Source organism: Sulfurirhabdus autotrophica (assembly GCF_004346685.1).
In the GTDB taxonomy this organism is placed as follows: domain Bacteria; phylum Pseudomonadota; class Gammaproteobacteria; order Burkholderiales; family SMCO01; genus Sulfurirhabdus; species Sulfurirhabdus autotrophica.
In genome coordinates this window covers 34,233-60,686 of record NZ_SMCO01000019.1, presented here as the reverse complement: position 1 = coordinate 60,686, position 26,454 = coordinate 34,233, and the positions used below count along the sequence as shown (strand labels likewise).

29 protein-coding genes are annotated in these 26,454 nt (G+C 44.9%); 23 read left to right on the top strand and 6 right to left on the bottom strand.

What is annotated here, in order from left to right; all coding sequences use genetic code 11:
- Positions 1–226: 226 nt before the first annotated feature.
- The gene (locus EDC63_RS15060; RefSeq protein WP_124944938.1) at positions 227–703 is read left to right on the top strand and encodes a hypothetical protein; all 477 of its coding nucleotides are present in this window, start codon (positions 227–229) and stop codon (positions 701–703) included.
- Between the two features lie 212 nt (positions 704–915).
- Here EDC63_RS15060 and EDC63_RS15055 read toward each other — a convergent pair whose 3' ends face one another.
- Positions 916–1,359, bottom strand: a complete 444-nt coding sequence (locus EDC63_RS15055; protein WP_189836469.1) for a helix-turn-helix domain-containing protein — start codon at positions 1,357–1,359, stop codon at positions 916–918.
- Positions 1,360–1,640: 281 nt separating this feature from the next.
- Between EDC63_RS15055 and EDC63_RS15050 the strand changes: the two genes are divergently transcribed.
- The 17 genes from EDC63_RS15050 (at position 1,641) to EDC63_RS14970 (ending at position 16,925) form a co-directional block, all read left to right on the top strand.
- On the top strand, positions 1,641–2,207 hold the full coding sequence (locus tag EDC63_RS15050; protein ID WP_124944936.1) for a TrbM/KikA/MpfK family conjugal transfer protein: 567 nt from the start codon (positions 1,641–1,643) through the stop codon (positions 2,205–2,207).
- 3 nt (positions 2,208–2,210) lie between these two features.
- Positions 2,211–2,663 carry a lytic transglycosylase domain-containing protein gene (locus tag EDC63_RS15045; RefSeq protein ID WP_124944935.1) on the top strand — a complete coding sequence of 151 codons (453 nt, stop codon included), beginning with the start codon at positions 2,211–2,213 and terminating at the stop codon, positions 2,661–2,663.
- Positions 2,664–2,796: 133 nt separating this feature from the next.
- Positions 2,797–3,117: a TrbC/VirB2 family protein gene (locus EDC63_RS15040; protein WP_124944934.1), complete on the top strand. Its 321-nt coding sequence runs from the start codon at positions 2,797–2,799 to the stop codon at positions 3,115–3,117.
- A 2-nt stretch (positions 3,118–3,119) separates the two neighbouring features.
- A complete protein-coding gene (locus tag EDC63_RS15035; RefSeq protein ID WP_124944933.1) occupies positions 3,120–3,422 on the top strand; it encodes a type IV secretion system protein VirB3 in 303 nt (100 codons plus the stop codon).
- 13 nt (positions 3,423–3,435) lie between these two features.
- Positions 3,436–5,814 carry a VirB4 family type IV secretion/conjugal transfer ATPase gene (locus EDC63_RS15030; protein WP_124944932.1) on the top strand — a complete coding sequence of 793 codons (2,379 nt, stop codon included), beginning with the start codon at positions 3,436–3,438 and terminating at the stop codon, positions 5,812–5,814.
- The gene (locus EDC63_RS15025) at positions 5,811–6,533 is read left to right on the top strand and encodes a type IV secretion system protein (protein ID WP_124944931.1); all 723 of its coding nucleotides are present in this window, start codon (positions 5,811–5,813) and stop codon (positions 6,531–6,533) included. Before EDC63_RS15030 ends, EDC63_RS15025 begins: the two co-directional genes overlap by 4 nt.
- Positions 6,534–6,547: 14 nt before the next feature.
- Complete coding sequence (locus EDC63_RS15020) at positions 6,548–6,778, top strand: EexN family lipoprotein (protein WP_124944930.1); 231 nt, start codon at positions 6,548–6,550, stop codon at positions 6,776–6,778.
- A gap of 84 nt (positions 6,779–6,862) precedes the next feature.
- Complete coding sequence (locus EDC63_RS15015) at positions 6,863–7,891, top strand: type IV secretion system protein (protein WP_124944929.1); 1,029 nt, start codon at positions 6,863–6,865, stop codon at positions 7,889–7,891.
- A gap of 84 nt (positions 7,892–7,975) precedes the next feature.
- The gene (locus tag EDC63_RS15010) at positions 7,976–8,242 is read left to right on the top strand and encodes a hypothetical protein (protein ID WP_124944928.1); all 267 of its coding nucleotides are present in this window, start codon (positions 7,976–7,978) and stop codon (positions 8,240–8,242) included.
- A complete protein-coding gene (locus EDC63_RS15005) occupies positions 8,239–9,072 on the top strand; it encodes a virB8 family protein (RefSeq protein ID WP_165923013.1) in 834 nt (277 codons plus the stop codon). Before EDC63_RS15010 ends, EDC63_RS15005 begins: the two co-directional genes overlap by 4 nt.
- Positions 9,069–9,968 (top strand): TrbG/VirB9 family P-type conjugative transfer protein, encoded by a 900-nt coding sequence (locus tag EDC63_RS15000; protein WP_124944926.1) that lies wholly within the window; start codon positions 9,069–9,071, stop codon positions 9,966–9,968. The genes EDC63_RS15005 and EDC63_RS15000 overlap by 4 nt, the downstream gene beginning before the upstream one ends.
- Positions 9,965–11,254 (top strand): type IV secretion system protein VirB10, encoded by a 1,290-nt coding sequence (gene virB10 / locus EDC63_RS14995; protein ID WP_124944925.1) that lies wholly within the window; start codon positions 9,965–9,967, stop codon positions 11,252–11,254. The genes EDC63_RS15000 and virB10 overlap by 4 nt, the downstream gene beginning before the upstream one ends.
- Positions 11,244–12,347 carry a P-type DNA transfer ATPase VirB11 gene (gene virB11, locus EDC63_RS14990; protein WP_124944924.1) on the top strand — a complete coding sequence of 368 codons (1,104 nt, stop codon included), beginning with the start codon at positions 11,244–11,246 and terminating at the stop codon, positions 12,345–12,347. Before virB10 ends, virB11 begins: the two co-directional genes overlap by 11 nt.
- The gene (locus EDC63_RS14985; RefSeq protein WP_124944923.1) at positions 12,313–14,205 is read left to right on the top strand and encodes a type IV secretory system conjugative DNA transfer family protein; all 1,893 of its coding nucleotides are present in this window, start codon (positions 12,313–12,315) and stop codon (positions 14,203–14,205) included. The genes virB11 and EDC63_RS14985 overlap by 35 nt, the downstream gene beginning before the upstream one ends.
- Positions 14,206–14,297: 92 nt before the next feature.
- A complete protein-coding gene (locus EDC63_RS14980) occupies positions 14,298–14,651 on the top strand; it encodes a DUF192 domain-containing protein (RefSeq protein ID WP_165923012.1) in 354 nt (117 codons plus the stop codon).
- A 28-nt stretch (positions 14,652–14,679) separates the two neighbouring features.
- Positions 14,680–16,203 (top strand): LPD7 domain-containing protein, encoded by a 1,524-nt coding sequence (locus EDC63_RS14975; protein ID WP_124944921.1) that lies wholly within the window; start codon positions 14,680–14,682, stop codon positions 16,201–16,203.
- A complete protein-coding gene (locus EDC63_RS14970; protein WP_124944920.1) occupies positions 16,200–16,925 on the top strand; it encodes a TraX family protein in 726 nt (241 codons plus the stop codon). Before EDC63_RS14975 ends, EDC63_RS14970 begins: the two co-directional genes overlap by 4 nt.
- A 113-nt stretch (positions 16,926–17,038) precedes the next feature.
- Here the strand turns inward: EDC63_RS14970 and EDC63_RS14965 are convergent, their stop codons facing one another.
- On the bottom strand, positions 17,039–17,977 hold the full coding sequence (locus tag EDC63_RS14965) for a 3'-5' exonuclease (protein WP_124944919.1): 939 nt from the start codon (positions 17,975–17,977) through the stop codon (positions 17,039–17,041).
- Positions 17,978–18,129: 152 nt separating this feature from the next.
- Between EDC63_RS14965 and EDC63_RS14960 the strand changes: the two genes are divergently transcribed.
- Complete coding sequence (locus EDC63_RS14960) at positions 18,130–18,795, top strand: SOS response-associated peptidase (protein WP_124944918.1); 666 nt, start codon at positions 18,130–18,132, stop codon at positions 18,793–18,795.
- Positions 18,796–18,808: 13 nt separating this feature from the next.
- A complete protein-coding gene (locus EDC63_RS14955; RefSeq protein WP_124944917.1) occupies positions 18,809–19,078 on the top strand; it encodes a hypothetical protein in 270 nt (89 codons plus the stop codon).
- Between the two features lie 109 nt (positions 19,079–19,187).
- On the opposite strand, the gene EDC63_RS14950 is transcribed toward EDC63_RS14955, so the two are convergent.
- Positions 19,188–19,463: a hypothetical protein gene (locus EDC63_RS14950; RefSeq protein WP_124944916.1), complete on the bottom strand. Its 276-nt coding sequence runs from the start codon at positions 19,461–19,463 to the stop codon at positions 19,188–19,190.
- A gap of 65 nt (positions 19,464–19,528) precedes the next feature.
- Here EDC63_RS14950 and EDC63_RS14945 point away from each other — a divergent pair, with 65 nt between their 5' ends.
- Positions 19,529–19,807: a hypothetical protein gene (locus EDC63_RS14945; RefSeq protein ID WP_124944915.1), complete on the top strand. Its 279-nt coding sequence runs from the start codon at positions 19,529–19,531 to the stop codon at positions 19,805–19,807.
- Positions 19,808–20,096: 289 nt separating this feature from the next.
- Here the strand turns inward: EDC63_RS14945 and EDC63_RS14940 are convergent, their stop codons facing one another.
- A complete protein-coding gene (locus EDC63_RS14940; protein WP_124944914.1) occupies positions 20,097–22,274 on the bottom strand; it encodes an AAA family ATPase in 2,178 nt (725 codons plus the stop codon).
- A gap of 594 nt (positions 22,275–22,868) precedes the next feature.
- Here EDC63_RS14940 and EDC63_RS14935 point away from each other — a divergent pair.
- Complete coding sequence (locus EDC63_RS14935; RefSeq protein WP_124944913.1) at positions 22,869–23,318, top strand: surface-adhesin E family protein; 450 nt, start codon at positions 22,869–22,871, stop codon at positions 23,316–23,318.
- Entirely contained in the window at positions 23,315–23,800 is a 486-nt protein-coding gene (locus EDC63_RS14930) for a hypothetical protein (protein ID WP_124944912.1), read from the top strand. The genes EDC63_RS14935 and EDC63_RS14930 overlap by 4 nt, the downstream gene beginning before the upstream one ends.
- A gap of 339 nt (positions 23,801–24,139) precedes the next feature.
- Here EDC63_RS14930 and EDC63_RS14925 read toward each other — a convergent pair whose 3' ends face one another.
- Positions 24,140–25,192, bottom strand: a complete 1,053-nt coding sequence (locus EDC63_RS14925; protein ID WP_165923011.1) for a relaxase/mobilization nuclease domain-containing protein — start codon at positions 25,190–25,192, stop codon at positions 24,140–24,142.
- Positions 25,192–25,962 (bottom strand): plasmid mobilization relaxosome protein MobC, encoded by a 771-nt coding sequence (gene mobC / locus EDC63_RS14920; protein ID WP_124944910.1) that lies wholly within the window; start codon positions 25,960–25,962, stop codon positions 25,192–25,194. The genes EDC63_RS14925 and mobC overlap by 1 nt, the downstream gene beginning before the upstream one ends.
- Positions 25,963–26,454 lie beyond the last annotated feature (492 nt).

Here is a 26,454-nt window from a genome sequence, read left to right as displayed (position 1 = left end):
GCTCCAGTGTTTGATTTCTTGCGTCTTCTTTATCCATGCGTTTAAGACAACGGCGAATCAAAAAGTTCAAACTTTATCGTGCCGGATCTATAATATGCATATGCTGACAAACACGCTTTTCAGGCTGGTTGATGAGTCTAAAGTTTAATGAGAGTCAACGCGCTTATTATCAATAATACTGACCGGTGGGTCCGTTTAATCACTGTTAGCCCAAGGAAGAATTGCCATGATACAAACGTATTGGTGCCCGGGTCCGTGGCCGTGGCAGTGGTTTCGCATGTGCACTAGGGAAGTGCCTGATCCACCACCTGATCCTTGTCAGACCCCTGAATGCGTTAATGCAAAGGCCAAACTCGCTGGTGCCCGCGGTCGCTTCAAGTCGAACTGCGATGGTCTGCGGATGGTCACCGCACTCTTGAAGCTCCTGAAACAGATTCTTGCTACTCCAATCTGGGTAATTGTGGTGCTGGCAATTATTGCCGCCATCATTAGCGGACCGATCGCCGTGATCATTTGGTCGCTCATTGCCTTGTATGGAATCACGTGGGTTCTATTTCTTGCACTTGGAAATATGGCAGTGGCCATTAGCATATCGTTGAACCAGGCTCGAATTGATGTCATCGACGCTCTAAAGGATGTTGTAGCTAACTGCCCGGACCAGTGCCGTGGAGATATGTCCATTCCAAATTGCAACCTTGAATAGCGTTTTCCAAAGGCGTGCGCCGATGAGTCGGTGCAATAAAAAAGCGTTACATGAGGCTTGGCACGTTCAAACAATACAATCACCAGCGGATCATCATTGAAACGTGAACGGCGATATACCCATATGAAAACGATCTGGCACAGCCAGTTCGTCAGGGGTGGTGCGCGTAGCGTACCAGGTGTTGATTTGAATACAGGTTTTAAGAACTCTTGTTATTTAGACGGTTTTTCTGGTTTATCAGAAACATCGTTTTCTCTTCTTTCCGAATCGCGCCTTTCCTGAACACCATCCCAAGGTTGATGACATTGAGCGGTACTTTCTAACAATTTAATGGTAACGCGCTGCACATCTTTTTCTGCTGAGCGATATAAATCCAACACACGTTTTTCTTCTGCAGTTAATCGGAATTTAGTGTGCTTCGGTAGTTTTCCATACAGCAACCATTGGTGACGAAATCCATAGGCAGTTTCTATGGCCAATGCAACTGTCCGTCGTAGTGGCGCTGTTTCCAGCTCAATCGCACTCAGCCCGGATTGAGTTAAACCAATTGGATTTGCAAAATCAGTCTGATTTAAGCCCAATTCTTTGCGAACCTGAATTAATCGCTCATGTCCCTTATTTTCATCAGGTGTGTTTTTATCATCACTTTCTTTCAAGGCATTCCCCGCAACTAAATACTTTTTATTAATTTTGTACTTACGCGCGTAATAGTACCACTTTAACAGGCAGTTAATGGTTAGACATATATATAACCATATAACAACATTATAAAAATATTGAATGTTAAATGACATAAAAAAACAACGACATAACGTCACTTGCTATTTAATTGATATTTTGTAACGATTATTTGTATGCATTTTGCTTTTTCTTGTCTATACTGGTTTTGACACAAGGCATCTACTGAAACTGACAATTTTGGATAAGGAGCAACGAAATGAAGGTGTTAAACAAGCTTGTATTGGCTACTGTCTTGGCATGCGGAAGTTTACCCCTCTCATTTGCAAACCAATTAACGGGTGACCCCAAACTGGCTTGCGAGGCCATCATGTGCCTATCAACCGGCAGTCGCCCTAGCGAGTGCAATCCGTCAATTTCTCGCTTCTTCAGTATTCAGCACAATAAGTGGTCAGATACGCTTCGTGATCGGATTGATTTTTTAAATCAGTGCCCAACGGTTTCCCAAAATGGCGATATGCAAAAGTTGGCAAGTGATGCCGCTAACGGTGCTGGTCGATGCGACGCAGCAACACTTAATTCAACCAACATAAGCATGTTTGATGCGGACGCAGGCACTTATAGCGTGAATGCCACTATGCCTGGGTATTGCACCGCCTATGTTCAAAATAAATACACTGACCTAAGCAAAACTACCCCTGTTTATGTTGGTTTACCCGAACGAAAAGGGTATTGGGTAGAACCGGCACAATATAACCAAGCGTTAATCGAATACAACGCTCGCATTGCCGCCGAGGATACGGCAAAAAACAACAACGGTAATTAGCGTATGGATTTTATTGCGCTTGCGCACGAATGCGCCCCATCGGTAGCTCACGAAACAATCGTTGCTATTGTTAAGCACGAAAGCCGCCTAAACCCTTTTGCCGTCGGCATTAACGGCGGCACAAGGATTTCGCGGCAACCTAACAACCAGGAAGAAGCTATTGCGATAGCTGAAAAACTAATAGCGATGGGTATTTCAATCGATATGGGGTTGGCGCAAATCAATAGCAACAATCTTAAAAAACTGGGTTTGTCTGTTGCTGAAGTATTTGAGCCATGCAACAACCTGCGTGCCGCTGAAAAAGTGCTCCACTGGTGCTACGACCCAGCGGCAAAAAAACATGGTAGTGGTCAAGTCGCTTTACAGGCAGCGTTGAGCTGTTACAACACAGGCAATTACAGCCGGGGGCTGAGTAACGGCTATGTAGTCAGTATCTATCAGATTGCGGCGCAGTAAGCCAAAGGAAAACGATCTACTGCCAATACTTACACCCGCATGTTTGGCAAAGCGTTGATCGTCTGGTTGGGAAGAAGCGGGGTTGTTCCACATAGTTACCTATTGAAGTTTATTTTAATTGGAGAGAGCAGCGATGAAATTCACACAGTCAATCACCCAACAAGCCGTGCAAACCCGTAAAAATATACAACTTTATTTATTAGCCTGCGTCACTACCACAATGGCAACGCCTGCCTTTGCTCAGCTTACTGAAGCTGAAAACACGGCAACATGGGTGTTGGGCATTTTCAGCCCGGCATTGATGTTAACCATTTTAACGATTTTGCTGGTTGGCTGTGGCATTGCCGTTTACATGGGCAAATTGTCAGGCGGTCTATTCGTCAAAATCCTGATTGGTTCGATCCTTGTATTTGGCGCCCGAACCCTAGCCCCAAAAATTATCGCCCTTTTTTAACCATGACCATATCAAGAGATACCCTGTTTCTGGGCGCAACGCGTCCAGCGCAGTTTTGGGGAACGCATTGGGCGGCACTGATTTTCAATGTCATTGTCACGATGTATGCATTCGTGTTTACAGATAGTCTTTGGGCACTTGTTATGGCTTTACCTATCCATGCTATCTGTTGGTCTATCAGCAGCTACGACCACAATGCGTTTCGCCTGATTTATCTTTTTTTACTAATGCGCGCTAAAAGTATGGCTAACGGTGTTTATTGGCGCTCCAGTTCAAGCAGTCAGTTTTCTAAACGTCGTTACTAACGAGGTCATTTGCATGTTAAGCGCATACCGTAACGAATTACTGGTTAAACGTGAATCGCTTGCAGGCGACTATGTGCCGTACACCGCGCACATAGACGAAAATACCGTTAAATTGCGGCAAGGCGACTTTATTCAATGTTTTCGGCTGGAAGGCATTGCACACGAAACAGCCGATGATGATGATATCAATACCTGGCATGAACAATTAAACATGTTCATGCGCAACATCAACAGCCCGCATATTGCGTTGTATACCCACATTATTCGAAAGCAGTCAGGCGAATATGTAGGGGGTAAATATGAACCGGGTTTCGCCCATGATCTGAATGAAAAATACAGAAAAAAAGTTTCATCAAACAATCTTTTTGTTAATGAGCTTTACTTGACCCTGCTTTACCGGCCTCAACCCATGGCGCTCGCTCGCGCATTTTCAAAGGTAGATGAACTGTCTGCTCAAGGACGTGCGCAAATGAACAGTTTGGGTATAGACAAGATCAATGCATTAACCAAAGAACTGGAAAAACATTTGAATCGTTATTCGCCTGAGCGTCTGACAACTTATGAATTCAAAGGAAATGTCTATTCGGAAGTTTTAGAGTTTCTGCAGTTTTTAGTAAACGGCTATGAACAACGCTTCCCGCTCATGCGCGGAAACATTCAGGATACGCTGGTAACATCGCGTCCGCTTTTTGGGCGGGAAGCGATGGAGTTTCGCGCACCCGACCGGTCACTTATTGCTGCAGTACTAGGAATTAAAGAGTATCCCCATCCGACAGTTCCCGGTTTGTTTAATGAGCTGTTGCATGCAAATTACGAGTTTGTACTCTCTCAATCCTTTATTTGCCTGGATAAGGCATCGGCACGCACCACGCTTAAACGTCAGCGTGATCGCCTTGAAAGTACCGAAGATGATGCAACGCAACAAGTCGATGAGCTGGCAGATGCGCTTAACGATTTACAATCAAACAAATTCACAATGGGCGAGCATCATTTAACCTTGCTCATTAAAGCGGATAACGTCAAAGCACTTTCAAATAACATCGGTGAGGCGAGAGCCGCATTAGCCGATTCAGGGTGTGTTGTCGCGCGGGAGGATTTAGCACTGGAAGCGGCATTCTGGTCGCAGTTACCCGGCAATTTTAATTATCGGCCGCGTCCCGCGCCAATAACATCGTATAACTTTGTTGGCATGTCGGCCTTTCATAACTACCCAACCGGTAAACGAACCGGTAACCACTGGGGTGATGCAGTAGCACTGCTGAAAACCACTTCGGGCGCGCCCTACTTCTTCAATTACCACCGGCGCGACTTAGGCATTACGTTTTTATGTGGCCAATCCGGTACGGGAAAAACAGCCACGCAAAACTTCTTGTCCTGCATGGCTGAAAAATTTCAAGCCACAGGCATTTACTTCGATAAAGATCGCGGAAGCGAAATTTTCATTTTAGCCAATGGTGGAAAGTATTTTTCTCTGCAAACAGGCATTCCAACCGGGTTTAATCCTTTCGCGCTGCCAAAGACACCGCGTTGGGTAGACACACTACGACGAATCATAATGGCGTGTACCCGGCGTGATGACCTTCCATTTACTTCGCGCGAAGAGCGCGATATCACCCAGGCAATAGAAGGCGTATTTGGTTTATCACATGGAGTACGTCGTTTTAATCAGATCCTTTCTTTTTTAGAACCTCCGGAAGGCGACAATATTGCTTCACGTCTTTTGAAATGGTGTCATTCAGATCTAGGAACCGGGCCCTTGGCCTGGGTTTTTGATAATCCTGTAGATCTGCTTGATGTAAAGGAAGGGCGGCTTTTCGGGTTTGACTACACAGATTTTCTTGATAATCCGGAAGTGCGCACGCCCATCATGATGTATTTGTGGTCACGATTTGCAGAATTAATTGATGGCCGTCGTTTGTATATGTTTATTGATGAGTTTTGGAAGGCATTGGAAGATGAATACTTTCAGGATGAGTTGCAGAATCGTTATAAGACGATACGCAAACAAAACTGGTTTCTCATATGTGCAACGCAAAGTCCTGCTGACGCGCTTCGTTCAAAGATTGCACATACTGTCATTGAGCAAACTGCAACTTTCATCTATTTACCGAACCCACAAGCCAAGGAAACAGATTATACCGAGGGCTTTAATTTAACGGATCGCGAATATCAAATCATCAAAACCCTTCCTGAAACTTCACGACAATTTTTGGTGAAGCAAGGTCAGAATGCGGTTATTTGTGAGCTTGATTTACAGGGTTTTGAAGACGAACTGGCGGTTTTATCAGGAACGACAGCCAATATTAATCTGGCTGAAAGCATCATTAAAAAGGTCGGTAATGATCCGACAGTCTGGCTTCCACACTTTTATGAACACAGGAGCACATCATGAAAAAATTATACTCACTGATTTTTGCAGCTGTTCTTTCTTTTACTGCAGGTAGTGCCACTGCAGGAATTCCGGTTATTGATGCAGCAACCCAAGTCAATTTAATGCTGCAATACGCAAAACAGGTTGTGCAGTATACAACGCAATTAAATGAGCTAAATGAAGCTATCAATACGGTTAATCAGCTGACTAATACGTATAAAGCAGTAACTGGAAATCGTGGTCTGGGAACGCTTTTAAATGGCTCATCAGAACAAGCAGCAAGACGATATATACCGGCTGGATATAGCGATGTAACGGCTCTTTCAGGCTCATCGGCTGTTTCTGGTTATGGTGGTTTGCAAAGTTCTGTAAGTAGCATCAAAGCGGGAATGACGAAAATTCCCGCTTCCACATATAGCGGCAATCCGGAAGCTGGCGCCTTATATCAGAGTCAGATTAATTCAATTTCAACACAACAAGCACTGGGAGAAAGTGCATATGGCGCTGTAGAAGGGCGAACAACGAATATCGAGAATCTTATTGCCACCACATCCTTGGCCACTGATCCTAAAGCAATAGCAGAAATGCAAGCCCGCATTGGCGCAGAACAAGCGTTAGTAGAAAACGAAGCTGTCAGGGTGCACACATTAAGCTACATGCAGGAAGTGGAAAAAGCAAAGCAAGTACAAGCTGGAAACGATATGGTTGCAAATCGCAAAAACTGGGTGTGGATACCTTAATGGAGGATTCAAATATGAAAATTAAACTTATAAATATTTTAATGATGATTTTTTTTGCGCTTTCTGCTTGCACACCAAAAGTTGAGCCAAAAACTGTTGATTATTACTTAAAAAATGATTCAGAAAGAAATAGCTTAATGGCTAAATGCATGAACAATCTAGGTAAATATAAAGATGATCCAGATTGTATCAACGCATCGCAAGCTGCCTTACAAGCAAGAGCTAACCATAAATGGGTTAAATAGAATAATGCTATTACAAAGAGCAATACCATTATTTAAATTTTAATATTGTTAAAAAATATATCAGTATATTTTTAGGTTAAAACAATGTCCTTACCTACTATTGTCGCTCCATTATTTGTTGATGTTGATACGGCAATTACTGGATTTATGCTTAGTGCTGCAAGCAGAGTATCTGCTGCATCCATAGTCCCGTTTAAAACGCTTGTTACTGTCTATATTTTTTTATGGGGACTTGCGATGTGGCGTGGATTAATCGATGAGCCTATGAGTGACGCAGTAAGTAGAATTTTTCGCATTGTTTTAATTGGTGTAATTGCACTTGGTACGGGCGTATACGGCCCAGTTATTGCTAACTTTCTTTACAATACCCCCGCCCAATTGGCGAGTACATTAATTGGAGCAACCACCAGCCCTCAAGCCGTTATGGATGTTGCTCTCAATAAAGGTAATGACATCGCTAATGCTTTTATGTCAATTACCAGCCTATCTATAAGCCAAGCATTTGCTGATTCACTTGCAGCGCTAGTTACCTGGATTTTTACAGGAATAATAGTACTTTATGGTGCAGCCCTCATTCTTCTTTCTAAAATTGCCTTGGGAATTATCATAGCTTTAGGTCCATTATTTATTGCAATGTTGTTATTTGATTCGACCAAAAGCTTCTTTCAATCTTGGATAAGCCAAGCTTTAAATTATCTATTCATTTACGCATTAGTTGCTGCTGTAGTGATGATTATGTTTGCTTTATGGTTGCCCTCTCTTGATATTGCAATTAAAAATTCAGGCGCAGGCTTTAGTGCAATTATTCCTATGATGATCGTAGGAGGCGCATGTTTCGTCATATTAATGCAAGTCACTGGCATCGCCTCAGGCCTTGCTGGAGGCGTACAAGTAGGTACGCTCGGTGCAATTGGCTGGACTGGTAATAAACTAGGCCGTGGTGCAGGCGCAGCAAGACGCGGCACCTTACGCCGCGAAGAATTCAGACGTGCAGATGGTTCACGCGGAACAGAATGGCGGGGAGCCGTTCCCGCTGCATCACGCACCGCCACGAAAGCTTACAAAGCGGTTAAAAATCGTTTTTCAAGTGGCAATTCAGTTTCCACAAAATAAAACTATTCCTGTTATTGTAAATACCTATATATGGTATATATTATAACAATAATTGTTATTTACATGTTTCTGGGCAAGGATAATATGTCAAACCGTACAAGTATAGTTATGGGCCTGATTGTAGTGTTCGCACTTATGGCTTTATCTGGTTGTGCAACAACCAGACCTCCACGATGCGACGGTTCAAACAAAAAGCCCATTAACACGGCGCGCGTAGATCATCCTATTACCCAGGACGTTGTACAACCTGCCTTGAAAAGTCCGACCGCAAAAGCCAATACAACTGATGCATCAAATACAAAAACTTCTCCTGCAAAGTCTGTATATACCTGGACGGAGGATGGTCTGTGAAAAAAGCGAACACACCTGTGACAAAAAAAGAAGAAGAAGCCTATTACAAGGAAGCAAAATCCTGGGATGAAGACAGATTCATCGAGCTTAAAAAGTCACGGCGCACAGCCTGGATTGTTGCAGGTGCAGCCGGTGTACTGGCATTGACGCTGGGTGGGGCTTTGGCAGCGTTAATCCCGTTACACAGCATTGAACCCTATTTGGTGAGAGTGGATGCATCAACGGGTATCGTAGATCAAGTAGTTAAGATCAAAGATGCGAAAAGCACTTACGATGAAACCATGTCTAAGTATTTTTTACGAAAGGTGGTCACACTGCGGGAAACTTACACGCGCGCCCAACTTGATAACAATTACAAGGAAGCGGTACTTTTTACTGCACCCAAAGCCAGAATTGAATTAAAACAAGACTTCTCATTTGAGAATCCCAACGGTCCTTATAAGCATTATGGTGAATTGGGAACAGCGACCATACATATAAAAAACACCAGTTTTGTTAGTAAGAATGTTGCACAAGTGCGATATGTTCGCTTTGAACAAAAAGCCGGTGCAAAAATCCCCACGCATTGGATTGCAACCATTGAATTCCGGTATGTATCACAACCGGCAGGCGAAGAAGCGCGGGGCGTCAATCCTATTGGATTTCAAGTAACGCATTACCGCAATGATCCTGAATACGTTGTGGATGATTCCACAACAGAAGCCCAGGCAAAAATTGCAGAGACGGTAAGATCGCCTGAACCACAAAAACCTTTATTTGAACCACCTCAAGCCATAGAAGTACCTGCGCCACTAGCCGCACCCAAACCGATTGTAAGGGAAAATCCATGATGAAGCGCACTATCATAGCCATAGCGCTTTTAAGTGTGATTAACAGCGCTAACGCCTTAAAAACCCCTGCACGCGGTGATGCGGATTTTCGGGTCAGAACGGCTGAATATCACGAAAATCAGGTTTACAAAATTACCGGGTTTTTTGGTTTCCCAACCACCGTTAGCCTTAATAACGACGAAGCAATCGTTAAACTGGTTGGATTTGATTTAGGCTGGAATATTGAAAACGTAGCAGACAACAAGGTTGTCATACAACCAAGAGTTGAAAATGCAGATGCCAATTTAACGGTCATTACCACCAAACGCATTTATTACTTTGATTTGAATGTTCGGCCATTTCCGAAAGAAACATACAAGAGCCAGGCGCAGGATCGAGATCAAACTTTCGGATTACGCTTTACCTACCCAGAAGATGAAGCAGCTCAAGCGGCATTAAAAATACAAGCGGGTGAGGTAAGGGCGAAATTACAAGCTGCGAAAGACGCACTTTCTTCTATTCAGGAAGCGCAAGCCCGCAAACTCAAAGACGCTAAAAACGCCTCAAGCAAGCGACTCAAAAATTACGATTATTCCTATATGGGATCTGAAGTAATCAAGCCGTATGAGGTTTGGGATGACGGTACGTTTACTTATTTCAAATTTTACGCCCAACAGGATTTACCCACCGTATTCGTTGTGAATGAAGACGCAACAGAAAGCATAGTGAATAAATTTGTTGATGGAGATGCCGGTGACGTTATGGTCGTGCAACGGGTTGCAAAACAATTTGTTTTGCGTCTCGGCGGGACTATCACGTGTATCTATAACGATAACCCAGAGGTCTTTTCGCCATCCAGCCCAACAGCCACATCTTCTGAACAGATTCAGCGCATCATCAAAGGAGAAAATCAATGAAGAGCTGGTTAGAGCGTAGCGAAATCAAGCAGGACGACCAAAACGGCAAGGAAGACATAACCGACGGCCCTGAGAAGATTGACAATACCAAAGCCACCCCGATTATTGACGATGAGCGCGGTATTCCATCGGTGAATCAAAGAAACTTCAAAGCCAAAGCCATGCCTATATCACTATTGGCAGTGGCCTTGCTGGTGGCTGGTGTGATGTGGCTAATTCCCGGTCCTCAAGTGGCGCCAAAGAGTGATGTGAACGATCCAAAATCAAGCATCAATCAACGTTTTGATGAAGTTGCCGGTACCAATGTTCTGGCTCCGCCCAAGCCCAGTCCACCAGCTACTAATGCATCGCCAATTAATGTCATACCTGCACCGAACGGTAAAATGGCTGCAACAGGCCATGCCGTTAGTGGGCAAAAAAAAGAATTAAGTCAATTTGAATTAAGGCAATTATCACATGCCACCATTAGCATACCTGGTGGCAATAGCACGCCTTCTTCAGCACCGTCACCGGCAGCAACGCCTGCTGCATTGACAAGCTCTGGTACAACATCACCCGCTGTGAATGATGCTGTTGCCAAAACCACCCTGGGAATGCCATCGCTTTCACAATCAGAAACCAATAGTTCGCCGCTGGATAAGGCGCTCACCCCTTCCAAGTTCAAAGCGGTGTCTGCGACGCAAATACCGGACAGAACATTTACCATTGCCCAAGGCGCAATGGTGCATTGCACACTTGATACCGCTATTTCCTCAGATCATCCTGGCATGACAAAATGCACAACGACGCGTCATGTATACGGTGATGATGGGAAAGTCATTCTATTGGATCGCGGTACTGAATTGACCGGTCAGTATCAAGCAGGATTAAAACAAGGGCAATCACGCATATTTGTTTTATGGACACGCGCCAAAACAACAAAAGGCGTCATTATTGATTTAGCCTCGCCTGGTACAGATACACTGGGCAGAAGTGGATTTGACGGTGAAGTAGACAGTCATTTCTTCGAGCGTTTCGGTTCTGCCATGCTGCTGTCTATTGTCGATGACGTTGCCGGGGCAGTAGCACAGCGTTATGCAAACCAAGGCGGCAATGGCGGCAATAATGTTTTTTATCCTTCAAGTACCGCTTCTACCTCAAAAGATGCAGCATCCATCGCAGTTGAAAACAACATTCATATTCCACCAACCTTGAATAAAAACCAAGGCGAACAAGTCAGCGTATTTGTTGCTCGCGATTTAGATTTCCGCACAGTTTATTCTCTGAAGGTTGCCAATGGTCAGTAACGCTACGCCAATTCAGCCTGTGGAAGCTGTCGCCCCTGGGCGTGATATTGCTTTACGCGAATATTTGCAACCGCTGAAAGCGCTGCTGGATGACAAGACGCTCACGGAGATCTGTATCAATCGGCCTGGAGAAGTGTTTACAGAAGGCCCGTATGGATGGGTAAAATATACCGATCCAAATATCACGATGCCTTGGTGCAGAAAGCTTGCAACCTTAATCGCCACTTTTTCCGGTGACAAAATCAATGAACAAGGGCCGGTTCTGTCAGGGGCGCTCCCTGACGGGGAACGCGTGCAAATCGTCATACCGCCTGCTTGTGAAATAGGCACGATATCAATCACGATCCGCAAACCATCGTTAACAGCGATGACGCAAGAACAGTACGAAGCAAGTGGCTTCCATAATGAAGTACCCGACTTTAAAGTCAATACTAATCAAGCGGGTTATTCCAGGTTGGTTAATGTCGAAATGCAGTTATTAAAATTGCTTGAAGCAAGGCGTTATTGGGATTTTTACAAACTGGCCATTGCTGAACGCAAAAACATCGTCATTAGTGGGGCAACAGGTTCTGGAAAAACAACGTTTGGCAGGGCACTTGTTAATTTAATCCCTGAAAACGAACGTTTACTAACCATCGAAGACGTACGCGAAATGTTCTTTGAGAATCACCCTAATCGCGTACACCTTTTATACAGTGAGGGCGGGAAAGGCACCTCAGATGTAACCGGTAAATCTCTATTACAAGCGTGCCTTCGTATGAAGCCGGACAGAGTGCTTTTAGCCGAACTACGCTCCGGAGTCGCTTACGATTACATCGTCAATATCAGTTCCGGCCATCCCGGTTCGATTACCACGATTCATGCTGGTAGTGCCGCTGGCGCATTTGAAATGCTGTCTTTACGAGTGAAAGAATCCGAAGAAGGCCGAACGTTAGCACGTGAGGATATTCTGGGATTATTACGTGCCGAAGTAGATATTATTATTCAAGTGCATCAGTTAATACGCGACGATGGTGCAGGCAATATGCGCAAGGTACGAAGAATAACGGAAATATATTATGACCCGGCCAGCAAGCGCAAATCCCTGGGCTAAGCCAGCCTTTTTAGTTTTGCTTCTTGGCGTGCTGGTGCTCGCTGTGATGCAATTGGCCGGTATTCTTTTTAGTTCTTTCACGCATGCAGCCCGCCTAGAAGACATAAGACCCTACACTATTTATCAATATTGGTATTGGTACGGCAGTCACACCCAGTGGCGTGATGATTTAATCACGTCTTCTGTATTAAGTTTTTCAGCATTACTCCTGCCCCTTGCACTCATTTTTAAACCGACTCCGCGCAAGCTTCATGGTGATGCGCGATGGGCGAGCAGCAGCGAAATTCGAGGCGCTGGTTTATTAGACCATGATGGCATCATCATGGGAAAACGCCGGGGTAAGTTTTTGTTATTTGATGGTGCCGAACAAGGAAAAAATGTCATCGTTTCCGCTTCCCCTGGTTCGGGTAAAACGCAAGGGCTCATGATCCCAAATTGTCTGAACTGGCCGGGAAGTCTGGTAGCTCTGGACATGAAAGGGGAATGTTACGAACGTACCAGTGGTTTTCGGCAGTCAATGGGGCAAAAAGTTTATCAGTTAAACTTTTTGGCGCGTGATTACCACACCCATCAATATGATCCATTTGCCTATGTTTCAGAAGACAGGCATTTTCGAGTGTCGGATATTGAAAAAATTGCCCGCTATTTATGTCCGGATCCTTCTCACGGTGATACGTTTTGGGCCACTGGCGCACGTGAAATGTTTCGTTCGATTGCGCTCTTTCTTTTTGAAACGGGTCAACAATGTACGCTGGGTGCAATTCTCGATGTTATTGAGATACCCGAAGGGATTCAGAAATTTGCCAAGCGCATGGTCAAAGACGCACAAGAGGGCATCATTGCCCTTGATTCAGCAACAGTGCGTGATTTTGCGACTATAGGCAATCGCGCTGAAAACACCCATAGCGGCGTAAAAGATCAGATCACGAATGCGTTGGCACCGCTCAAAAACCCGATTGTACGATTTGCCACAAGCGCCAATACCTTTAATATTTGTGAAATTCGAAACCAACCCATATCGATTTACATAACGGCAGCACGTCCGGATTTAATTGCCTTACGCCCCATTATCAACCTGTTTTTTCAACACCTGGTTGATCTCAATTCAATGAAAGAATTTGGCAAGCATCCTTCGCACAAGCACGAAGTGCTCCTGGCGATGGATGAGTTTGCCCAAATAGGCAGGCTTGAAGCCATCTTTCATGGCATTACTTATTTCCGAAGTTTCGGAATTCGTTTGCTTGCTATCGTGCAAAGTGTTTCGCAGTTACGCGAAACCTATTCTATCGAAAGCACGAAAACCTTCCTCGAATCATTTGATTGTTCCGTATTTTTCACACCAGCTGCACGCGACAGTCAGACCCCTAAAGAATTATCCGATCTGCTGGGCATGGAAACCGTGAAATCAAAATCCCAATCAAAGCGCAATGGCTTCGATACGAATAATGATTCAGAAACCCATAGTGAACAGGGCCGTCCATTAATGATGCCGCAAGAAATCAGCCGTATGTCGCTGACTAAACAGATTGTGCTTATTAGCGGTCAGCATCCCATATTTTGCAACAAAATCATTGCCTGGAAAGAAAAAGCCTTTTTAAGTCGAAACGGGGTTGCGCCTATTGCACCAAAAATGGGCACCGTTGAAACACCCGTATCGCTACCCAACGCTATTGAAGAAACGGCAGCAGTGGCAACACGTGTCGCAGAGGTTGCCGACATGAGCACTATTGAAGAGTTGTCCCTGGAGGATTTTTCTTGCGACTTTTCAGCCATTGAGGCCCCGAAGGGCAAGATGACGGAAACCGAAATTGAGCATCTGCGGGATGTGTTCTTAAATACCTTAGTCCGATCCGTGTAGTGGGCCGTCGTTTAATCATATATGCCGTTTTAGCATTAATGGGCATGTGGGGGGTTGCAATCAGCCAGAACGCATCCAAACCCATGGAGCGCATGACATTACGCATGGGCAATAATTTTTTGCAGTTGGACGTTGCACGCGATGGTACTGACATTCACAAAGGGTTAATGCATCGACAGGCATTAGCAAAAAACAGTGGAATGCTTTTCGTATTACCGCAAGCAACACAACATTGTTTTTGGATGAAGAACACTTTAATACCTCTTTCTATCGCATTTATTAATCATCGCGGGTACGTCATGCAAATTGATGACATGCAACCAAATAGTAAACAGCAATACTGCACTGGTGAATCATCACGCTTCGCAATTGAAGTAAATCAAGGCGTATTTCAAGTAATGGCTGTCAAAAAAGGCACACGAATTACCGGCCTGCCTATATTTTAATGGGTTCAACAAACAGAGGGGTTTCCAAATGGCTAATACTGAAAACGTCAGCAGCATCGATCTGATTAAATCAACGAACGTTACCCAAGATTCCCCGGATAAGGCTGAGCCCATTAGAAATGCCCAAGGTGTACCCCTGGAGAGTTTAGGCAAAGGCAAGTCTGTCGCGGATATAGACAGCAAAACCCGCGATGTGGTTATTCGTCGCACTGGTCGTGTTATTGAGCGTTTTGATAGCCCTGAATCAGTGGAAGATTTTGCGCAGAAAAAAAACCTTTCTGAAAGAGATCGAGACACCCTGAACAAACTTGTAACAGTGCGTCATCTTGACGCAAATGAACGTGATGTTGTAAAGCAATCGCTAGGTACCCAGGTTGTGCAAAAATCGCCTGATGATGCGCTTAACATCATCGAGCGCGAAAACGAGAAAGGCCGTATTCGGGATGAAGTTAAAAAAACCAACACGGAAATACATGCATGGGTTGAGCGCCAGAAACGCCTTCGTGCCGAAAAAGCCGCAAAAATATCAAAGCAGATAGAAACGGATAATGAGCCAGTTGCGGCTGTAAATAACCACAAAACACCGGAAGTAAAACCAGGCGACAGTATTGAACGAGAGGATGTGTTTGCCGCACCCAACACCCGATATAAGTTTGTTCCTCCAGAGATCAATAAAAAATATTTACATGTCGGTGATAAGTATCACAATCTTGACTCGGCAAAGACCGTTGCTTTTATTGATCGCGGTGACAAACTGCAAACCTCTTCCAGTAGCCCGCAAGTTGCGGAAGATTTGGTAAAAATTGCTGATGCGCGAGGCTGGGACGAATTGCGTGTGAGGGGAACAGACGCCTTCAAGCGTGAAGTTTGGCTTGAAGCCTCTGTCCGGGGTATTCATGTAGATGGATTTAAGCCATCCGAACTTGACAAAGCAGAGCTGGAACGCCGAAGCACGTTTATTCGCGAAGAAAATTCTATCGAAGTCAGGTCCAATGCTTTTGAACGCCTTTCGCCGTCTGAGGGAGTGCGCCAGGACCCAACGCTAGTGAATGCCTATGCGACTATTGCCGCTGCGAAAGCATTTGCAAAAGAAAAAATTCACGACGATGCAAGCAAATCCTCATTTGTTAATTCAGTGAAACAAGCAGTTACACAAAAAATAGAAACTAACCAGACTGTTGGAAAAGTGCAATTACGCGTGCCCGAAGGTACGCTGATCGAGCACGGGCAGGCCAATTACAATTTTGATAAAGACGAAAAAAATAGTTATTTTGTCAAACTCAAAGACAATTCGGGCAAAGAACGAATTTTATGGGGTGTGGGGTTGAAAAACGCCATGATAAAAGCAGATGCCAAGCCTGGTGACAAACTCAGGCTTAAAGTGGCTGAATCAAAAGGGGTTGTGGTTGAAGCGAACATTCGGGATGCAAATAACCAGATAATTGGCACCAAAACGGTTGATTCTCATCGCAATGAATGGCAAGCCGAAATTGTAGGCCGGGAGCAGATACAAGCACCCATGCAAAGCAAAGGTCGTGGACGCAGCGTATGACTACCGCTCGCCCACCCATTCAAGGAGTCACCACCCTGCCAGCCAGGTCAGTTTTGCCTCGTCTGGCAGTGTCTAGTGGCACCCTTGAAGCATTGAAATGGATGGGGCTGGTTTTAATGACGCTAGATCATATCAATAAACATTTATTTGATGCAAAACTCCCAGGTGTTTTTGAGGCTGGGCGAATTTGCATGCCTATATTTGGTTTTGTATTAGCCTATAATCTAGCGCGCCCTGGTGCAATGCTACGAGGAACGCATTTGCACGCAATGAAGCGGCTGGCTATTTTTGGAACCATTGCAACCCCTTTCATCGCAGGATTAGGCGGCCTGGTATCGGGATGGTGGCCGCTCAACATCATGTTTACCCTGTTGGTTGCAACCGGCACAATCTATCTAATAGAAAAAGGCGGCATAGCTCATTTGGTTGCTGCCGCCCTGCTTTCATTTTTCGGCGGCATGTTTGTTGAATTCTGGTGGAATGCGCTGACGTTTTGTTTGGCTGCATGGTGGTATTGCAAAACCCCTAATTGGTCCGCGTTGTTAATGGGATTAGTGGCCACTGCGTCCTTATTTTTTATTAATGGTAATTTTTGGGCATTTGCCGCCCTACCCTTCATTTTCATGGCACCCCATTTCAAATTAAATGTGCCGCGCATTCGGTATGTGTTTTATATTTATTACCCAGCACATTTAGCCATTCTGTTTTTAATCAAAAAATAGTTCAGTTGTCAGAATTCATGACATTGATTAGTTTGTGACCTCAGCATCGATGGGCCTAACCCGACTCGATAGGAATCAGTTGTCTTGGGAGGTTTGTCGTTGATTTAGTACCATTAGCTACTTTCAGGTTTGATCTGGTAGCTTTGAGTTTTGGCAACACGGTCTGTGTACCGTGTTAACGAATTCAGTACATCGATTCGAATAGTGGCTGGCTTACTGTTATAGACCCGTTCATACAACCAATTGGATTCTTCCCGCGCAGTTTCCTTAGACACGGTGATGTGCCACGCTTTGGGATTTTCGGCATGCCATCGGTAACCGCGTTCTTTAAGCAGATCCTTTTGATCGAATGGCGCATTCAGCGCCCAAAACCGAATATCGGTTGCATCCATTCGCATCAGGAGGCGTTTAAGAAAGGGGTCGCCGTCTTTTGCTGTTTTCTGCAGCAGCTCAAGTACAGCACGACAGTCCATTTCGGCACGATGCGCATCATAAAAAAAACCGCTCTGCTGCGCCAGAAATTCAAGCTTGCCTGATGCAAACCCTTCCCCTGCCCAATCGATTTCTTTAAGCGAGCAAAGCCATGGCAGATCGCAGAAAAACGGGAACCGTTTCTCTACCATGGGCCGATCATATCCCGCATTGTGCGCAATGATAATTGCGACATCCGATACGATCCGCGCTACTTCTGCATCATCGATTTTATGACCACTCACCATTTCATCCGTAATACCGTGTATTGCTGTTGATTCTGGTGGAATGAGGAAGCTGGGTTCTTCTAGTGCACCGAATGCTTCAACAATACGGTAAACCTTGCCAGTATCAGGATCATATTCAAACACGACCATGGCGAGTTCAATCACCTCATCCTTGTCATGACTCAGCCCTGTGCATTCTGTATCAAGCACCAACCCTTTTTTGAGCACCTTTCCATCTGGTAGAGCATATGCATCTCTGATCGGAAGTCGTCTCAGCACTCTGTAATCTGGATGTTCTTCAAGCCGTTTTGCCAAGGATGGGTAATCAGCATCTTGTAGGGTTTCTTCAGACATACGCTGCTTTAAACAATAGAAAACGTTATTTTTACAGTTGTTTCAATAACGGCACAACAAATTTTTACGATAGCTTCAGAGAGTTTAACTGGCATTTGGGTAATGCCAACAAACGTTTCGACAGCATAGTGACCATCAGCTAAGATACAAGCATGTGTGGACGCTACACCCTTTATGGATCACCCGCCAAGCTCAAGGAACATTTCGCCACAACAGGCGAACTGGACTTTAAGCCGCGCTACAATATCGCGCCGACTCAGGCGGCGCCGGTGGTTCGTCTCGACGAGACCGGCAATCGGGTATTTACGCTGGCCCGTTGGGGACTGATTCCCTCCTGGGTCAAAGACTCTGAAGAAATTCAGCATCCGATTAATGCGAAAGCAGAGACAGCTGCCATCAAACCGATGTTCCGTCATGCCTACCGCAATAGTCGCGTGCTGGTTCCCGCGGATGCGTTTTATGAATGGGTGCCAAAGAACGGAAAACAACCTTACTTGATCAGGCTGCGGGATGGTGAACCGATGGGGATGGGAGGTCTGCTGGAACACTGGCAAGGCCCTGAGGGAGAGGTAAAAACTTTCACCATTCTTACCACAGAAGCCAATTCATTAATGGCCAAAATTCATACCCGTATGCCGGTCATTATCCGGCCAAAAGATTACATCGCCTGGATCGACACGAACCTCACTGATGTCACCAAAATCCAAGCAATGGCCCAGCCTTATCCCGACCGATTAATGGAAGCCTACCCTGTTAGCCGCAAGGTCAATAGCCCACAACATGACTCGTCAGATTTAATTGAGCCAACTCAGGAATGAAATTAATATTGCCATGAATGAACCAGAACTCATTTCCCCACCTCTGCGACTGAAAGAACTTCAAGCCATTAAAGAAAGTCTGCGAACCGAGTCTCAGTGGGATGAGCTCAACGAACTTGAGATTTCTCTTACATCTATAAATCGAGCGGTGGTGCCTGAGAAAAGCGTTCGGCGCCACACTGCCGCACCCACTACTCACCCTACCAAGCCCGGCAACGGGGTGCGGCAGAAGAAACCGGTTATGAAGACTCACAAACGGTCACCGAAGGTGAATGTAGCTTGACGGGTGCCACCGGTACACTTCACCAATCGGATAACCAACCCAGGTCGTGTAAAAACACAGTGGAATAAGCTTGTCGCAAAACGCCTCGCAATTGGCCGTGGAGCTATGCTTAGTCATTCGTTTGGCAGCAACTGACACTTTTATAGCGTTTGCCGATCCGCAACAGCCCAAAGTTTTCAAGGGCTGTTAGTTTTTCTGCATTGAAATAAATATCACTGGTTAGGCCGGTGCGCGGTGGTAAAAGCGCCGCAGGCGTATTGTCCACGGCAAGCAGCGGGTTTGTGGTTGTGGGATTGTGGTCAAAGCGCTGAAGCGCGTTGCTCCTCTGGCGCATTGTCCACAAATCCACAGCCAGTGGGCTTTCTAATTGGTTTTGGTAAAACATAAAAAATGTGGCAGTAATACCAGAGGCTGGGTTAAAGTGATTCTATTTCATAATAGATAATAACTATGGCTGACCTTTCCCTATTCGACCAGTACAACAAGCTGGCAATCCAACTCATAGAACAAGCTACTAAAGACCAACTCGCAGAATGCGCGCAACTCCTTGCGTTGAATTTAGCACACTACCAAGGCAAATTCGGAGAAATACCGTTGGAGGAAACGCTGGCTACGTTGGGCGCGGGCGTGCCTAACGATGAACAAGCCAAAATGCTGGCTGATGGCATGGAAATATTTGTCGGGTTGTTGGGAAATGTGTGTAGTGGGATAGGTGAGGCGAAGCACTGATGATAAGAGTGGCCTAAGCATGTGAAGGCATGTTGGTTTAGAATAATGTTCACCATGATCGATCTCTGATCGACCCCAATCGGAAGTTCAGGGTGTGCGCGCCGATAGTCACATTTTCGGCCGAAGCTGCCGTTGGCGGGGAGCTCTTGATGATTTGTCGATGACCGCCATGTGGGCGCGCTACCCAGCATGCCTTTTTGACCCTATACAGTTATTTGTGCGAGCCTGAAATGGTTCGCCGATTTGGATAAATCTGGTAGCTTGAGGATCAAGCTATTACTGCAGCAGGTTACGTATTTAGATCGCAGACTTCATTGTAAAGGTTGATGAGATGATCAATTGTCAGGTCAAGAATCGGCTCATACATAAACGAGTTTAGGTGGATGTTAGAACTTACTGTGATGCTGACCTTTTCCAAGCTGCGCAATGCAGGTGATGATGGATCTAAAGTTGAGAATTCTTTTATAAGATTACCAAACTGACTCTCGGATTGGCACCAGTAGTTTGCATCGCCCTTGAGTTTGCGGAGCTCGTTAGTTATGAAAATCTCAGATTGCATTCGTATCGCAATGGACAGAAGAACCTTGTCTTCAAGATTCAAACCGTCATGAGTGGTGCTAGCACAGATTTCTTGTGCCTTGGTGAAGAGTAAATCCTTAACCGGTTGAGTGTTAGTAGCGTCGTAGCGTGTACCAAAAAGACGATTGTATATATCGAGGTAGTTCCCAACAGTTATTTTGTCTGTGTCATCCTTCCAATGCAGCAGACTGGTGAGCTTCAAGTAATCAGGATCAGTTTCTTCCCTTGTGTATTCAACCAAATTCCGAGCGAACGGTATGGTGGCACAAAGAATGCGGTCATTGGTGGTCACCTTTTTTTTCCATATGCCGATGAAGTAGTTTTTAACCCCTTCGGCTTTAGTAAGCGTTATGGAGGAACTGTTTCGGTTGGCCATGAGACATCTGTCGCGAGGAACAAAGTTGTTGGCAAGCGTCCGGAAGAAATCAAAGTTGTGGGTCAGAATGATCTGGTGGAAATAATTTGTGTCGCTTAGGTCCTCTAAATATTGGACGATAGCATGCTTGTTCTTATAGTCAAATGAATCGGCAACATCATCAATGATAAAAAGTGTCTCTTGGTTAGCCAGTCTTCTGGCCTCCACCTCGAAAATAAAGTTGAGGAGATAAAGTGCGCGTTTTTCGCCTTGGCTGAGAGTTGTTTTTACCTCGTCGCGCAAGCATTCGACGGTGTCGGTACCGTCTGTAAAAGTAAACTTGAGTTTGGCCTGCTCTTTGCCAAGTGTCGCCTGTGTCTGGTTGGCTACCGAGAGCGTAAATGGCATATCCACAAAACGGTCATTGAAAAGCTCTACAGCTTTGGTCCATCTGGGCGCAGCCAGCGCAGCAGCTGCTTCAATACTCTCAATTTCTTTTTTGTTATCCGTAAACGATTCTAAATAAGCTGTTGCATCCGTGTTGCTTTGGATGTAACTAGTCCAAAGATCCTTGCGAAATTGAGACTGATTTTCGGGTTTGAGTTTCTCCAAAAGAAATTCAACCTGGGTTGGCGACAGGTTTTCAATAAGCTCTGTCAATGCCTGTGTCTGTGCGTTTTTGGCAAGACTAGATCTAAGTTTTTTTAGAGCCTCGTCGCCATCGATGTTTGCGTGGATCGTTTGAAGTTTGCGATCCAGTTCAGCCTTGTCGATAGAGTCTGGTTCGCCCCTCAGGTGGACACGATGCCCCCCGGCAAAGAATCCTTGTTTATCCAATGTTCCAAATGATGTTTCTGCCTTCGTGGGGTTGAATATCCCCTTTTGGTAAATCGTTCCGGCTTGATTGAAGAGTTCCTGGTAGCGTTCGTTGAACTCACTTGCTTTGGCAATGAATTCCTGGCTTTTTAGAACTTCGATGGCTTTAGGATCGAAAATAGTTACATATTCATATGGGCTCAAGTCATCCTCAGTCGAGCTCCCCTTGATTTTTTCAATGCAACTGGGGAAATTCTCCTCATCCCAGTCCGTCAAAATGGACTTCTCAACCTCTGCCTTTTTGACTTTCGATAGTTTCTGAAGAGATCCGATGAGCTTGTTTTTCAGATTGTCTAGATTAACAAGAAGTTTGTCGTATCTTGCCTTGTTCTCGGGGTCGACAAGTATATTAGTGATGGCAGGGCTGTCTGCGCTGATGTCAAGTTCCGACTTAAGGACATAGATTGCATCTTTTGAGACGGCGTTGCCGTCCGATTCGACCACATATGTTGAGGGGCGATTGTAACGTTCTTCTCTTGGGGTATCGCCTTTGGCGAGAGTTTCAAAAACCCGTGAAAAGGAAGTCTTCATCAACCCATTAGGTGCGTAGATAGCGAAGGCTCTATTGGCTTTTTGCGTGGAAACCTCAAAGCCGAACTCGTGCTCCAAAGATTGGATTCCATAGCAGTTTTTAAGGCTAATCTTGAGATTTTTCATATTACGTCCTTAAATATTGCCGCTGAAGGTGAGAAAGGTATGGAGTTGATTACAAACTACCGTTCTTTCAACGAATGCTTTTGACTGAGCTAGTTCAGCATTTCGTTAAGCCGACGTTCAAACCTGTTGCACTGCTTCCATAGTACATAAGTTGCCAGCGACCACAAAGGCCGAGCATGTGACGGACAGAAATTCGGCCAAAGTAGCCGGTCGCAGGCAAGTCGGAATCCAAATATAGAAATGCCTGCTTTCGGGGTAACTGGATTGGTGCTATCAACCCAAACCAACTAGTCATCACCTGCCATCAAATATCAGATCGGCAGCAAAATCTGGCCATCAGGTATCTGACCTGCACTTCTCGGCCACGCCCAGTCTCCTGCACTACAATTTAGCGTCACGCCAATAGTGGACTTGCCAAGAACAGGAGCATAATATATCAGTCACCAATCAAATTTTTAATAACGTAATGAACAGACCGACGGGAAAATTTAATATTATGTTTACAATCAAAATTTTAGAATTACATATGCTGTCCCTATATTAATAAAAGTCCTCCTCTATGATTCACTTGTTTAACTATTAGGTTCTCAATATATGCAAATAGTTGTTCGAATTTTCGCCCTAAGCATGTTGCTGATTGGCATTGGCCAGCAATCCGTGTACGCTGAAGACTGGCGTCCTGTAGCAAATTCTAATTCGACGTTTGATTCCTCACGAGTAACGCGCGTGTCGCCATCGGTCATCCGTGTTTGGGAACGATCCATTCTGGTTGATGAAGCCTTGGATTATGCAAGAATGAAAGGCCTAGCAAACGAGTATGTTGATTATTCTTATAGTATCAACCTTCATCAACTTGATTGCGGGAAACAAACTCACGGATTTGTAAGTATCAATAATTTCAATTCTCGCGGCGCCCCGACGTCGCCAAGCACAAATATTAAGGACTCCGAAATTAAAATGGAACCAGCTGTGCCGGGAACAAATGCCGATAATTTGATTAAGGCAGTTTGTGATTTTGCGAATAAGAGGCCGAAGAAAAGATGAAGCTATTTGCGACATTGCGCGAAGATTCACAGCAAGGATGGGTTTGGTTGATGGATTCAAGCCTTTCACCTCGTTCTATCGTCAAAATCATCAACCCCGCAAACGGAAAGATTGTCTACTGCGAAGCTCTGCAAATCGACAAAAACTTCCTCTCCGCATATAACTTATCGCCCCGTATCTCAATCAATAGACCGCAATCTGCAATTGTGATTGGAAGTTGGTATCGGGCCGCACTTGGTGGACTTTCTACTCAAGAAGATGTCTCACTTATAGTGAAGCCTAGCAATAACTGGTGGGGACGCTTCATGGCCTGCGCCCATCATCCACAAACTATAGTTCGTGTAGCAGCTTGGCTCGGTCTTATCAGTGTTGGTCTTGGGCTTCTGGGTGCTGTGCTTGGCGCAACAAGCATTTGGGCCGCCGAACCTATTATTGCGATCGAGATGGATGTCCAAAATTCTGCGTTTTTTGTCCGTCCTTGAACTTAACGTTTAACGTCTCCTATTCCAACATATTCAAACCTTGTCTAGATAACAGCAAAAGTTCAAAATTTGCACATAGCGCCCGTTTTGCCATGGTTCCTCGAAGCGGATATTTGTAAACTGCGGGGGGGCTCCTTTGGCCGATTAGCAGGCCGATATCAGATCCCACCAACCGGCAGCTTTATGATCTATAAGCCGCCATCGCCCATGAAAACATCATCAAGCAAGTGTGGGTCGGGAGTACTCAATCGTCATTGCCATTAACCGACGTTGAAATTTATTTGCAGAAGAGTTCTGTCTCACAAAACGTTCACCCACAGTTAAACCCAGAATCCAATATTATCGGGATTTAGTCGGATCTTGTTTTCCAACGCTTGCTACCTCTTGTTGCACTGACATAACCTGGGCAAGTTGACGTTGCAACTTCATACGTTCAGTTTCAATTGGCGGCATTTGCTTTAAAAATAGTGCCAGTTTGTCCGCCACTTTATGCGATTCGTTATCTGCAGAAGCCCTTAAATTCTTTTCAATGTTAATGTAAGCTTCGCGCACTTCCATCTGTTTGTCTGCCATCGCTTTTTCCCATGGACGATCTTTAGATACAGTTTGTCCATCAATTTCGCGAATCAATCCCTCTACCTTTTCCTTTAATACGGTTGACCCCTTCGAGCGTGGATTCCCGTGTTTGTCTTTATCAAACGTCAAATGGTGCATTGATTGACTTTTTCCCTTCACTGCAACACCTCGTGCCCGGCGAGGCGTAGCTTCTGCTTGAATACCTTGTTCACGCAATTTACCAGCAAACATTTCACGCCATTCTTGTAAATCAGCCTTAGAGCGTTTTAAATAAGTCATGTCAAAACCCTGTGTTTTAACAGCCAGGTGAACATGCGGGTGATCGGTATCGGTATGTAACGCCATTAAGTATTGATGGTTTTGTGAAAATGCCTCCTGCGCAAACTTACGCGCTGCCCACAGCACCGCATTGGGGTCTGTTCCGTTAGGCATGGATAAAACAATGTGCACACTCTTGGCACGGTTTCTTTCGCTGTTATTTGCATCAAAGCCCCATTGTTCAAATAACTCTTGAACTTCATCCAGTCCTGCAATGGTTTCGCCCCGCTCATTTTCAGCTTCAATCTTGCCGTTCCGGGTAATGTAAGTCATATGAGCCAGGACATGCCCCTGACCTTTTCCACTTCCGCTGACCTTTACCATGACTTCAGGGGCTTTGTTTAAGACCCTGATTAATTTTGCCGTGTGAGAAGTTTTTTTTGATCCGCCTGCCTTTGAATAATCTTTAATATTGGGCGTTTTACGCTTTTTCGGACGCACAGGACCGTCTAACGCGATGCCTAATCCTGGTACTGAAAGAATATTTAGTTTGCTCATCAACTTTTCCATCGGTCAAGTGAAGCATTACAAACCTTCATAACATGTGAAGTGTGAATATCAATCGCCGCCTTGAGTTCATCCAACTCTTTTAAACGGGATACACTACTTTCCAAACGCCCCGTTTGTTTAATGTCCAAATTGATTGCATGGGCAATCTGATTGAGATTGCGTCCAATGGCCCACAGTTCGCGGTTGGACGCATAAAGCACCTGGATTTCTTTGGTCGAAAATTGGGGAACCTCGGGCAAAATGCGTGACCTGGCTAACGCAACCAACCACTCACGCACACTGCCGAAGTTTTCAGCGTGCAAACGCATTTCCTTCATTTCCGATTTTGAAAACCCTGTTGTTACCCTTTCAGTACGCGGTTCTGGAATTTTAACTGGCACCATTTCAGCCGTATTCAAGTTTGCTGATTGCACCACTTTTTGCACGAGATTTTTCAGCCTGACAGGCGTCGTTTCAGCGTTTGCCTTCGCGTAGGTGTCGAATACGTCTTTCATGCCGGGTGTTACACGCGCAATCAGGATGGGCTGCGCGCCATATGAATCAATTTTTTCACGGCGTCTGCGTGCCCATTGTGCGTAGTCATTTGACCGTTCTTTTGTGGGATCGTAATCGTTGATTGTGTAGCCGGCTTGCGTCAGAACATGAAAGATTACACGACGCAGAGCGACCGAGGGGCTAAGGTCGTTACTGGCTGAAAATGCCATAAAGCCCGCTAACAATTCTGGCTCTACCGGTGTTTTTAGAAACGCAGTTTTCATAGATAAAGTTTAACAGTTAAACTATTTACGATACATTCGCGCGGTAACGCTATCCTGCCATAGAATTATACACCTCCAATTTGTTTAACCGTTAAACTATTTGTCCATTTTTTAACCCCACCACAATTCAAAAACAAAATTCGTCTGTAAGGGGTAAATGAAATTGCAAAACATAATGTGAGTTGAAACAAGTGGGCAATAAATCAGGTATGTGGTCTGGTCTATAGCTTCGGCTAAAGCCTACGCTCAATCGAAGAAAACCTTGTTATTTTGTATAAAACGGGAGGGTTTTTGACAGTTCGAGTACATCAAACAATCTTTGTTGCGGTATCCACATAAGTAATTCAAAAACAACAGCAGCGGTGAATCCAAACCAAATAAATATATTCAACCCCGGCAGGGATGTAAGGACAAAATACAACAACCAGCGGTCACGTGTATTTAAGTGATTAATTTTAGGGGCTGGAAACATGTTTTAATAATCGGCATATT

Coding starts and splice junctions, on each gene's coding strand:
- EDC63_RS15035 (WP_124944933.1), top strand. CDS start 3,120: ATGACCATATCAAGAGATACCCTGTTTCTGGGCGCAACGCGTCCAGCG.
- EDC63_RS15010 (WP_124944928.1), top strand. CDS start 7,976: ATGTCAAACCGTACAAGTATAGTTATGGGCCTGATTGTAGTGTTCGCA.
- EDC63_RS15045 (WP_124944935.1), top strand. CDS start 2,211: ATGGATTTTATTGCGCTTGCGCACGAATGCGCCCCATCGGTAGCTCAC.
- EDC63_RS14935 (WP_124944913.1), top strand. CDS start 22,869: ATGCAAATAGTTGTTCGAATTTTCGCCCTAAGCATGTTGCTGATTGGC.
- EDC63_RS14925 (WP_165923011.1), bottom strand. CDS start 25,192: ATGAGCAAACTAAATATTCTTTCAGTACCAGGATTAGGCATCGCGTTA.
- EDC63_RS14960 (WP_124944918.1), top strand. CDS start 18,130: ATGTGTGGACGCTACACCCTTTATGGATCACCCGCCAAGCTCAAGGAA.
- EDC63_RS15040 (WP_124944934.1), top strand. CDS start 2,797: ATGAAATTCACACAGTCAATCACCCAACAAGCCGTGCAAACCCGTAAA.
- EDC63_RS14930 (WP_124944912.1), top strand. CDS start 23,315: ATGAAGCTATTTGCGACATTGCGCGAAGATTCACAGCAAGGATGGGTT.
- virB11 (WP_124944924.1), top strand. CDS start 11,244: ATGGTCAGTAACGCTACGCCAATTCAGCCTGTGGAAGCTGTCGCCCCT.
- EDC63_RS15000 (WP_124944926.1), top strand. CDS start 9,069: ATGATGAAGCGCACTATCATAGCCATAGCGCTTTTAAGTGTGATTAAC.
- EDC63_RS14965 (WP_124944919.1), bottom strand. CDS start 17,977: ATGTCTGAAGAAACCCTACAAGATGCTGATTACCCATCCTTGGCAAAA.
- virB10 (WP_124944925.1), top strand. CDS start 9,965: ATGAAGAGCTGGTTAGAGCGTAGCGAAATCAAGCAGGACGACCAAAAC.
- EDC63_RS14975 (WP_124944921.1), top strand. CDS start 14,680: ATGGCTAATACTGAAAACGTCAGCAGCATCGATCTGATTAAATCAACG.
- EDC63_RS15060 (WP_124944938.1), top strand. CDS start 227: ATGATACAAACGTATTGGTGCCCGGGTCCGTGGCCGTGGCAGTGGTTT.
- EDC63_RS14970 (WP_124944920.1), top strand. CDS start 16,200: ATGACTACCGCTCGCCCACCCATTCAAGGAGTCACCACCCTGCCAGCC.
- EDC63_RS14945 (WP_124944915.1), top strand. CDS start 19,529: ATGGCTGACCTTTCCCTATTCGACCAGTACAACAAGCTGGCAATCCAA.
- EDC63_RS15020 (WP_124944930.1), top strand. CDS start 6,548: ATGAAAATTAAACTTATAAATATTTTAATGATGATTTTTTTTGCGCTT.
- EDC63_RS14940 (WP_124944914.1), bottom strand. CDS start 22,274: ATGAAAAATCTCAAGATTAGCCTTAAAAACTGCTATGGAATCCAATCT.
- EDC63_RS14985 (WP_124944923.1), top strand. CDS start 12,313: ATGACCCGGCCAGCAAGCGCAAATCCCTGGGCTAAGCCAGCCTTTTTA.
- EDC63_RS15015 (WP_124944929.1), top strand. CDS start 6,863: ATGTCCTTACCTACTATTGTCGCTCCATTATTTGTTGATGTTGATACG.
- EDC63_RS14950 (WP_124944916.1), bottom strand. CDS start 19,463: ATGTTTTACCAAAACCAATTAGAAAGCCCACTGGCTGTGGATTTGTGG.
- EDC63_RS15030 (WP_124944932.1), top strand. CDS start 3,436: ATGTTAAGCGCATACCGTAACGAATTACTGGTTAAACGTGAATCGCTT.
- EDC63_RS14980 (WP_165923012.1), top strand. CDS start 14,298: ATGACATTACGCATGGGCAATAATTTTTTGCAGTTGGACGTTGCACGC.
- mobC (WP_124944910.1), bottom strand. CDS start 25,962: ATGAAAACTGCGTTTCTAAAAACACCGGTAGAGCCAGAATTGTTAGCG.
- EDC63_RS14955 (WP_124944917.1), top strand. CDS start 18,809: ATGAATGAACCAGAACTCATTTCCCCACCTCTGCGACTGAAAGAACTT.
- EDC63_RS15050 (WP_124944936.1), top strand. CDS start 1,641: ATGAAGGTGTTAAACAAGCTTGTATTGGCTACTGTCTTGGCATGCGGA.
- EDC63_RS15025 (WP_124944931.1), top strand. CDS start 5,811: ATGAAAAAATTATACTCACTGATTTTTGCAGCTGTTCTTTCTTTTACT.